This window comes from Pseudomonas sp. P5_A12 (assembly GCF_056400685.1).
Genome location: NZ_JBFUKU010000281.1, coordinates 1 through 6,834, shown reverse-complemented (window position 1 = coordinate 6,834; position 6,834 = coordinate 1). Strand labels below are relative to the sequence as shown.

Here is a 6,834-nt window from a genome sequence, read left to right as displayed (position 1 = left end):
GGTGATAGACAGCGTCGGACTGCAAGGCCTCGGTTTTGCGGCGGCCGGTTTTATCCTCGCCTCGATTCTGCTGGCGATTGCGCTGATGACCTTCGAGCCGCGTGAAGTCTGCGCCTGAAGCTTACAGTTCGGTAAACAACTGGCGTCGGGCACCTTCGGTGATGGCCACAATGCCGGGGTGCTTGACCTTGCGCTCCACGGAAATGGCGTAGAACGACTCGGTCACGGCGACGGTCTGGCCAATCACCTCCACGCCGTATTGGCGTTTCACTTCATCGGCAATCACGCTGGGGCCGATGAAGATGCCGCTGCCGGACTGCCCGAACGCTTGCATCAACGCGCTGTCATCGAACTCGCCGACGATACGCGGCTGGATCTGCTGTTCGGCAAACCAGCGCTGCAAGCGGTTGCGCACCACGGTTTCCGGCCCCGGAATCAACAGCGGTGCGCCGTGCAGGCTGCGGGGGAAATCCTGTCCATACCGCACGGCCAGTTCAGCCGTCGCGAAGAAGCTGATCCCGCATTCCCCGAGTTTCTGGCTGTAGCCCTTGATGTCCAGGTGCGAGGGCATCGGGCTATCGGAAATCACCATGTCCAGACGCTGGATCGCCAGGTCGGCGAGCAAGCGTTCGAGTTTGTCTTCGCGACAAGTAATGCGCAGTGGCTCGTTCAATTCCATGGTCGGCGCGATCAGCCGATAGACGATGGACTTGGGCACAACGTCCGCGACCCCGACCCGAAACTGAATCTGTTGCTCGTTGGGCTGCGCTCGCAACATCAATTCCAGTTCACCACCCAACTGAAACATCTGCTCGGCATAGGGCAGGGCCTGACGGCCCGCCTCGGTGAGTTCAAGTTGCCGGCCCACCCGTCGAAACAACTCGATGCCATAGGTTTGCTCAAGCAGGGAAATCTGCCCGCTGATGGTCTGGGGGGTCAGGTTGAGCTGCTCGCAGGCGCGCACGATGCTGCCGGTCTTGGCCACCACCCAGAAGTAATGCAATTGCCGATAGTTGAGCATGACGATCTACAGTTCGTAAAAACCGAAGTATAACCGCTGAAAATACGAATTTTCCTGAAGTGTTTGCATCCCTAGAATGCGTCGCTATCAACGGGCCAAGGTTTTGGTGCCGTTTGTTCTAACGAGGGAAGCATCATGAAACTCAAGACCACAGCAGTGCTGTTCGCGTCTTTACTGATATTGGCCGGTTGCGACCAGGCCGAAAAAAGCGCTCAGCAACTGATGGGCAAGGCTGCCGAAAGTGCTAAACAGGCGATTGACGACACCCACAAAGCCGCCGAACAAGCACTCAGTGACGCCACTGGCGGCCTGATCAGCAAGAAAGAATCATCGGGCGATAACAAAGAAAAAACCGAATCTTCGTCCCAGGAAATCTAACGTCTAATACGAGTCAGGACTGACCCATGGAATACCTTTTAGAACTTGCTGCAAGCCCTGCCGCCTGGGTCGCCCTGGCTACCCTGGTGGTGATGGAAATCGTGCTCGGTATCGATAACCTGATCTTCATCTCCATCCTTACCAATAAACTGCCTGTGCAACATCGACAGAGGGCTCGCCGCATCGGTATCGGCATGGCGTTGATCCTGCGTCTGGCGCTGCTGAGCACCATCGCGTTCATTGTCCAGTTGACGGCGCCTGTGTTTGAAATCCTTGGTCAGGCGTTCTCCTGGAAGGACATGATCCTGATTGCCGGCGGCCTGTTCCTGTTGTGGAAAGCGACCACCGAGATCCATCACAGCATGGACCCGGCGCCGGAAGATCCGAAGTCGGCGACGTCGACCGTGACACTGGGCTTTGCCGCTGCCATTGGTCAGATCCTCATGCTGGACATGGTGTTCTCCATCGACAGCATCATCACCGCTGTCGGCATGACCGAGCATTTGCCGATCATGATCATCGCGGTGGTGGTGTCGGTACTGGTGATGTTGCTGGCGGCAGATCCATTGGCCAAGTTCATCAACGACAACCCGACGGTCGTCATGCTGGCGCTGGGCTTCTTGATCATGATCGGCATGACGCTGATCGCCGAAGGCTTCGGCGCCCACGTACCGAAAGGCTACGTTTATGCGGCCATGGTATTCTCGGCAACGATCGAGGGCTTGAACATGATGTCGCGCCGGGCCAAGCAGAAGCGCATGGCCACTGAAGCTTGATCGGCAATAAATGAAAAGGCCGCCTGAATACGATTGTGTTCAGGCGGCCTTTTTTTTGAAGACTGAAATGGCTATTCAGTGCGCGGTGGCGTGGTGTTCCGCCGGTTTTTCGCTGTCGGTCACAGGTGTCGATTGAACCGGGTGATGATGGTGCCGCCGGGTAATGCGCAAGACTCCCCATAACATGGCAGCGGCAACGGCCAGCCAGCCAGAAATCAACATCACGATCGTCAGTGTCAGGCTCATCGTGCCTCCTCTTTGCCCTGCATCGGGCACACACGTTTTGCAATTAACAGTCTAGCCGCTGCTGTGTGTCAGGCAATTGACCGAAGATCGCCTGTCACTAACCAGTTCGCTCTATCGAAAGCACGCAACTGCCGGTTAAAGCTATACCGCCGTCTTGCGGCGTCTTATGATCGACGGCCAAGCCGGGAGCCTGTTGCCTGGCGTCTGATCAAGAGCGTGAAGATGGAGCGGGTATTTTCTCGAATTCGTAGGGCGGCGCTGATTGTTAGCTGCATTGCCGGGTTGGCAGGTTGCGCCGGGAGCGTCGCGCCTGAAATCCAGCGTCTGCCGGAGCGGGTGGAGCTTAGCGGTACGTTCTACCGTGGGAACGCCTTTCAAAGCGGACCGCAAGTGCTGGCCAGCCTGTTGGCGCAACAGGGCATCGTGATTACCCCGGGCTTGCTCGAAAAACCCCTGCATTTGCCGGGTGCCGAGGACAAGTTGCAACAGAACATGCAGAACCTCGCCCGTGAATACGGGATGGTCGTCTACCCCCTCGACAGCACGTTGCCTGCGCTGCTGACCCAGGTCGCCGCTGGCTATCCGGTGATGGTGCGCTTTACCGAAGGCACGCCGCTCTGGTCTGAGCCGCGCTACGCCATTCTCGCCGGTTACAACCGTAAGAAGCAGACCGTGTTGCTGCGCGTGGGGATGGATCGTCGGGATTTGATGAGCTTCAGTTCGTTCGAATCCTCGTTCAAGGACGCTGGCGGCTGGGCCGTGCTGATCCAGAAGCCGAGTCAGATTCCGGCCAATGTCGATCAGCAGCGTTGGCTCAAGGCGGCCAATGATCTGGGGCAGTCCGGTCAGGAGCAAGCGGCTGCGCAGGCGAAGAAGGCCCTGACTGCGCAGTAAATGTCCGTTCGTCATTCTGCATGGCACTGCCGTGCATACTCGCTCTCTAAAGGAAAGCGCCCGGATTTGTCCGGGCTACACCCAAGGAGGCGCCCATGGCTCATTCCACTACCCCTGAAGGTCCGCACTCGTCCGAGCATTCTTCGGGCGATGAGTTGGGGTTTGATCCTGATTCGCCGGACCTCGCCGACCCTCAGGTCGATCCCATCGGTCCCGCCAAGGCGCCCAGGGACGTGAAGCCGGGTGACAACCCCAAGGCGCCAGCGAAGCCTTACGACCCTCTCGCTGATCTGAAACCCTGAGCCTGATGAGGTGCCTATGTCTACCGATTCGAGTTTTGATGACAAACGTCCGGACAGCGTTCCGACAACCCCTGAAGAGGATCTGGACCCGGTGATGGATCCGGGCAGCCCGCTGCGCGATCCTTTAGCCAGGCCGGTGGTGGTGCCGACGGAGCCTCCCAAGGGTTTGCGTGACCCGAGCACAGGGGGCGGCATTCCGGATGACGATCAGATGCCGCTGCCCAACGACTGACGTCCGCCCAATAAAAAGCCCCGAATGTTCGGGGCTTTGTTTTTTGAGGAGGGCTTGCCTATTTTGAGGCTTCAATTACCCCGGTCTGACGGTTTTTGAGGTTCTTGTCGGATTTGTACTGCAAGGCTACCGAAGGCACGTCTGCGGCCTTGCCGGATTCTACCCAGTTGCGAATACGGGTAGCGTCGGCAAAGTGGGTGTACTTGCCATAGGCATCAAGGACGACCAGTGCAACCTGGCGATTACCCATATGGGTGACCAGCACCAGGCAGTGGCCCGCCGCGTTGGTAAAGCCGGTTTTCGTCAGCTGGATGTCCCAGTCCTGCTTGCGGACCAAATGGTCGGTATTGCGAAACGCCAGGTTGTAGCTGGGATTGCGGAACGACACGATTTTTTCTTTGGTAGTGCTCAGCTCAGTCAACAGCGGGTGCTTGTGCGCAGCGACCAGCAGTTTGCTCAGATCACGGGCAGTGGACACGTTTTGTGGCGAAAGGCCGGTCGGCTCCACGAAGTGGGTGCTGGTCATTCCGAGTGCCCTGGCCTTGGCGTTCATCGCGGCAATGAACGCGACATAACCGCCCGGGTAGTGGTGAGCCAGACTCGCCGCCGCACGGTTTTCCGAAGACATCAGGGCAATCAGCAGCATTTCCCGACGCGGCATTTCGCTCTTGAGTTTGACTCTGGAGTACACACCCTTCATTTCCGGGGTGTCACTGATGTTGATGTTGATGTATTCGTCCATGTTCTGCTTGGCTTCAACCACGACCAGGCCCGTCATCAGTTTGCTGACGGATGCGATCGGTACCACCACGTCAGGGTTGCTGGCGTAGATGATTTTGTTGGTCTGCATATCCATGACCAATGAGCTGCCCGAAGCGAGCTTGAGATTTGTCGATGCTCGAGGCGCAGCGGTGGTATCGCCAGCGCTGGCGATTGGCGTGATGAAAGACCCTGTAACTACAAAAAATAGGCTCAGGATGGATAGACGGATTTTCACGCTGGCAGACTCGTTATGTGTTGTTAAGCCGTTATGTAACGGGCTATTTCGTAAAAAGCGCGACATTCTGGAGTATGGCTGAATAACTGTCGATGGTTGTTCCAGGAAGTAATGAAAGTCTTCGAGAACATGAAAAAAACGTCATTTTCCGGCGGATGGTCGGACTTTTTCTTCAGGCAAAAAAAACCCCGCCGAGGGCGGGGTCGTTTGACTCACTGTTTGCTTGTGATTTGAAGCTTAGCTGTGCAGGGATTCCGCCGCATACAGTGTGTTTTCCAGCAGGCAGGCGCGGGTCATCGGGCCAACGCCACCCGGTACGGGTGTGATCCAGCCAGCGCGGGGCAGGGCGGTTTCGTAAATCACGTCGCCGACCAGTTTGCCATCGTCCTGGCGGTTGATACCGACGTCGATCACGATTGCGCCTTCCTTGATCCATTCACCCTTGACCAGGCCGGGCTTGCCAGCGGCAACCACCACCAGGTCGGCGCGTCCAACGTGGCCGGCCAGATCCTTGGTGAAGCGGTGGGTCACGGTCACGGTGCAACCGGCCAGCAGCAACTCCATCGCCATCGGGCGGCCAACGATGTTGGACGCGCCGACAACCACTGCATTCATCCCGTAAAGATCGACACCGGTGCTTTCCAGCAGGGTCATGATGCCTTTAGGGGTGCAGGGTCGCAGTAGGGGGATGCGCTGAGCCAGACGGCCGACGTTATAGGGATGGAAACCGTCGACGTCTTTGTCCGGACGAATGCGCTCCAGCAATTTGGAGGCGTCCAGGTGCTCAGGTAAAGGAAGCTGAAGCAGAACGCCGTCGATTGTCGGGTCGTCGTTCAGGCGATCGATCAGATCGGTCAGCGCTTCTTGAGTGGTTTCGGAAGGCAGGTCGTAGGCTTGGGATATAAAGCCGACCTCTTCACAGTCTTTACGCTTGTGCGAGACATAAACCTGAGAGGCGGGATCGCTGCCGACCAGGATTACCGCGAGGCCGGGTGTGCGCAAGCCTTGCTCGCGACGCTCGGCGACTCGTTTGGCGATCTGCTGGCGCAGGCTGGCGGCGATCGATTTGCCGTCGATTAGTTGTGCAGTCATTGCGCGTGATTAACCATCGAGAGGGGAAAAAAAGAGAACGCATTCTCGCATGTCATGAGGTGAGGGCAAAGGCGCTTGGTCTGCAAATTCCCCTAACTCCTTTAATTAAATGAATTTTTTTTAAAAAGGATTTGACGACCTTCGGGGGGCTCTATACTATTCGTCGCACTTGTCGGGCACAGCCTAGCACTGGTTAAGAAGGTCGAGCAGGATTACGGTTTTGCAAGACTGGAAAGCACTTAGTTTGTAGTCCTCCAAGAGTACAAATTAACAAGGCGCCCGTAGCTCAGCTGGATAGAGCATCCGCCTTCTAAGCGGATGGTCGCAGGTTCGAGTCCTGCCGGGTGCGCCATTAGGCAGCTTAGGCACAAGTAGCGCAATATGGTGGGCGTAGCTCAGTTGGTAGAGCACGGGATTGTGACTCCCGTTGTCGAGGGTTCGATCCCCTTCGTCCACCCCATATTTCGAAAGGCGCCAGATTAACAGTCTGGCGCCTTTGCTTTAACAGCTTCAACCCGCGGATGTGGTGGAATTGGTAGACACACTGGATTTAGGTTCCAGCGCCGCGAGGCGTAAGAGTTCGAGTCTCTTCATCCGCACCAAATAAAGCTTCATTCATGCCGATTGGCGTGACTGGGGTTGAACAAAGAAGTTGTTTGGCTTCTTTGGCATGCAATATGGTGGGCGTAGCTCAGTTGGTAGAGCACGGGATTGTGACTCCCGTTGTCGAGGGTTCGATCCCCTTCGTCCACCCCATATTTCGAGAGGCGCCAGATTAACAGTCTGGCGCCTTTGCTTTAACAGCTTCAACCCGCGGATGTGGTGGAATTGGTAGACACACTGGATTTAGGTTCCAGCGCCGCGAGGCGTAAGAGTTCGAGTCTCTTCATCCGCAC

General features: G+C 56.8%; 9 protein-coding genes, 5 tRNA genes and 1 pseudogene. 11 read left to right on the top strand and 4 right to left on the bottom strand.

Annotated features, from left to right (window positions below; genetic code table 11):
* Positions 1–121: 121 nt before the first annotated feature.
* Positions 122–1,021, bottom strand: a complete 900-nt coding sequence (gene nhaR / locus AC1DSG_RS25375; protein WP_477793340.1) for a transcriptional activator NhaR — start codon at positions 1,019–1,021, stop codon at positions 122–124.
* A gap of 135 nt (positions 1,022–1,156) precedes the next feature.
* On the opposite strand from nhaR, the gene AC1DSG_RS25370 reads away from it, so the two are divergent.
* Together AC1DSG_RS25370 and AC1DSG_RS25365 are read left to right on the top strand one after the other, a co-directional pair.
* A complete protein-coding gene (locus AC1DSG_RS25370; protein ID WP_477793339.1) occupies positions 1,157–1,399 on the top strand; it encodes a hypothetical protein in 243 nt (80 codons plus the stop codon).
* A gap of 26 nt (positions 1,400–1,425) precedes the next feature.
* Complete coding sequence (locus AC1DSG_RS25365; RefSeq protein WP_477793338.1) at positions 1,426–2,175, top strand: TerC family protein; 750 nt, start codon at positions 1,426–1,428, stop codon at positions 2,173–2,175.
* Between the two features lie 75 nt (positions 2,176–2,250).
* Here the strand turns inward: AC1DSG_RS25365 and AC1DSG_RS25360 are convergent, their stop codons facing one another.
* Positions 2,251–2,421 carry a hypothetical protein gene (locus AC1DSG_RS25360; RefSeq protein WP_477793337.1) on the bottom strand — a complete coding sequence of 57 codons (171 nt, stop codon included), beginning with the start codon at positions 2,419–2,421 and terminating at the stop codon, positions 2,251–2,253.
* Between the two features lie 166 nt (positions 2,422–2,587).
* Here AC1DSG_RS25360 and AC1DSG_RS25355 point away from each other — a divergent pair.
* The 3 genes and pseudogenes from AC1DSG_RS25355 to AC1DSG_RS25345 all read left to right on the top strand — a co-directional run bounded on the left by AC1DSG_RS25355 (position 2,588) and on the right by AC1DSG_RS25345 (position 3,849).
* Positions 2,588–3,315, top strand: a pseudogene (locus tag AC1DSG_RS25355) (cysteine peptidase family C39 domain-containing protein).
* A gap of 95 nt (positions 3,316–3,410) precedes the next feature.
* A complete protein-coding gene (locus AC1DSG_RS25350; protein WP_223517428.1) occupies positions 3,411–3,617 on the top strand; it encodes a DUF6021 family protein in 207 nt (68 codons plus the stop codon).
* A gap of 16 nt (positions 3,618–3,633) precedes the next feature.
* Entirely contained in the window at positions 3,634–3,849 is a 216-nt protein-coding gene (locus tag AC1DSG_RS25345) for a hypothetical protein (protein ID WP_477793336.1), read from the top strand.
* Positions 3,850–3,907: 58 nt separating this feature from the next.
* Here AC1DSG_RS25345 and pbpG read toward each other — a convergent pair whose 3' ends face one another.
* A complete protein-coding gene (pbpG, locus tag AC1DSG_RS25340; protein ID WP_477793341.1) occupies positions 3,908–4,792 on the bottom strand; it encodes a D-alanyl-D-alanine endopeptidase in 885 nt (294 codons plus the stop codon).
* Between pbpG and AC1DSG_RS25335 the strand changes: the two genes are divergently transcribed.
* Positions 4,704–4,928, top strand: coding sequence for a hypothetical protein (locus AC1DSG_RS25335; RefSeq protein ID WP_477793342.1), 225 nt, complete (start codon positions 4,704–4,706; stop codon positions 4,926–4,928). The genes pbpG and AC1DSG_RS25335 overlap by 89 nt on opposite strands.
* Positions 4,929–5,083: 155 nt before the next feature.
* Here the strand turns inward: AC1DSG_RS25335 and folD are convergent, their stop codons facing one another.
* On the bottom strand, positions 5,084–5,938 hold the full coding sequence (gene folD / locus AC1DSG_RS25330; RefSeq protein WP_477793335.1) for a bifunctional methylenetetrahydrofolate dehydrogenase/methenyltetrahydrofolate cyclohydrolase FolD: 855 nt from the start codon (positions 5,936–5,938) through the stop codon (positions 5,084–5,086).
* A 275-nt stretch (positions 5,939–6,213) separates the two neighbouring features.
* Here folD and AC1DSG_RS25325 point away from each other — a divergent pair.
* The 5 genes from AC1DSG_RS25325 (at position 6,214) to AC1DSG_RS25305 (ending at position 6,833) form a co-directional block, all read left to right on the top strand.
* Positions 6,214–6,290: transfer RNA gene (locus tag AC1DSG_RS25325), tRNA-Arg, on the top strand.
* A 32-nt stretch (positions 6,291–6,322) separates the two neighbouring features.
* Positions 6,323–6,398: transfer RNA gene (locus tag AC1DSG_RS25320), tRNA-His, on the top strand.
* A 57-nt stretch (positions 6,399–6,455) separates the two neighbouring features.
* Positions 6,456–6,540, top strand: a tRNA-Leu gene (locus tag AC1DSG_RS25315).
* Positions 6,541–6,618: 78 nt separating this feature from the next.
* A tRNA-His gene (locus AC1DSG_RS25310) sits at positions 6,619–6,694 on the top strand.
* Between the two features lie 57 nt (positions 6,695–6,751).
* Positions 6,752–6,833 (top strand) — tRNA-Leu (locus AC1DSG_RS25305).
* Position 6,834 lies beyond the last annotated feature (1 nt).

Excerpts from the sequence above, each read along its gene's own strand:
- nhaR (WP_477793340.1), bottom strand. The coding sequence starts at position 1,021 with ATGCTCAACTATCGGCAATTGCATTACTTCTGGGTGGTGGCCAAGACC.
- AC1DSG_RS25370 (WP_477793339.1), top strand. The coding sequence starts at position 1,157 with ATGAAACTCAAGACCACAGCAGTGCTGTTCGCGTCTTTACTGATATTG.
- AC1DSG_RS25365 (WP_477793338.1), top strand. The coding sequence starts at position 1,426 with ATGGAATACCTTTTAGAACTTGCTGCAAGCCCTGCCGCCTGGGTCGCC.
- AC1DSG_RS25360 (WP_477793337.1), bottom strand. The coding sequence starts at position 2,421 with ATGAGCCTGACACTGACGATCGTGATGTTGATTTCTGGCTGGCTGGCC.
- AC1DSG_RS25350 (WP_223517428.1), top strand. The coding sequence starts at position 3,411 with ATGGCTCATTCCACTACCCCTGAAGGTCCGCACTCGTCCGAGCATTCT.
- AC1DSG_RS25345 (WP_477793336.1), top strand. The coding sequence starts at position 3,634 with ATGTCTACCGATTCGAGTTTTGATGACAAACGTCCGGACAGCGTTCCG.
- AC1DSG_RS25335 (WP_477793342.1), top strand. The coding sequence starts at position 4,704 with ATGACCAATGAGCTGCCCGAAGCGAGCTTGAGATTTGTCGATGCTCGA.
- folD (WP_477793335.1), bottom strand. The coding sequence starts at position 5,938 with ATGACTGCACAACTAATCGACGGCAAATCGATCGCCGCCAGCCTGCGC.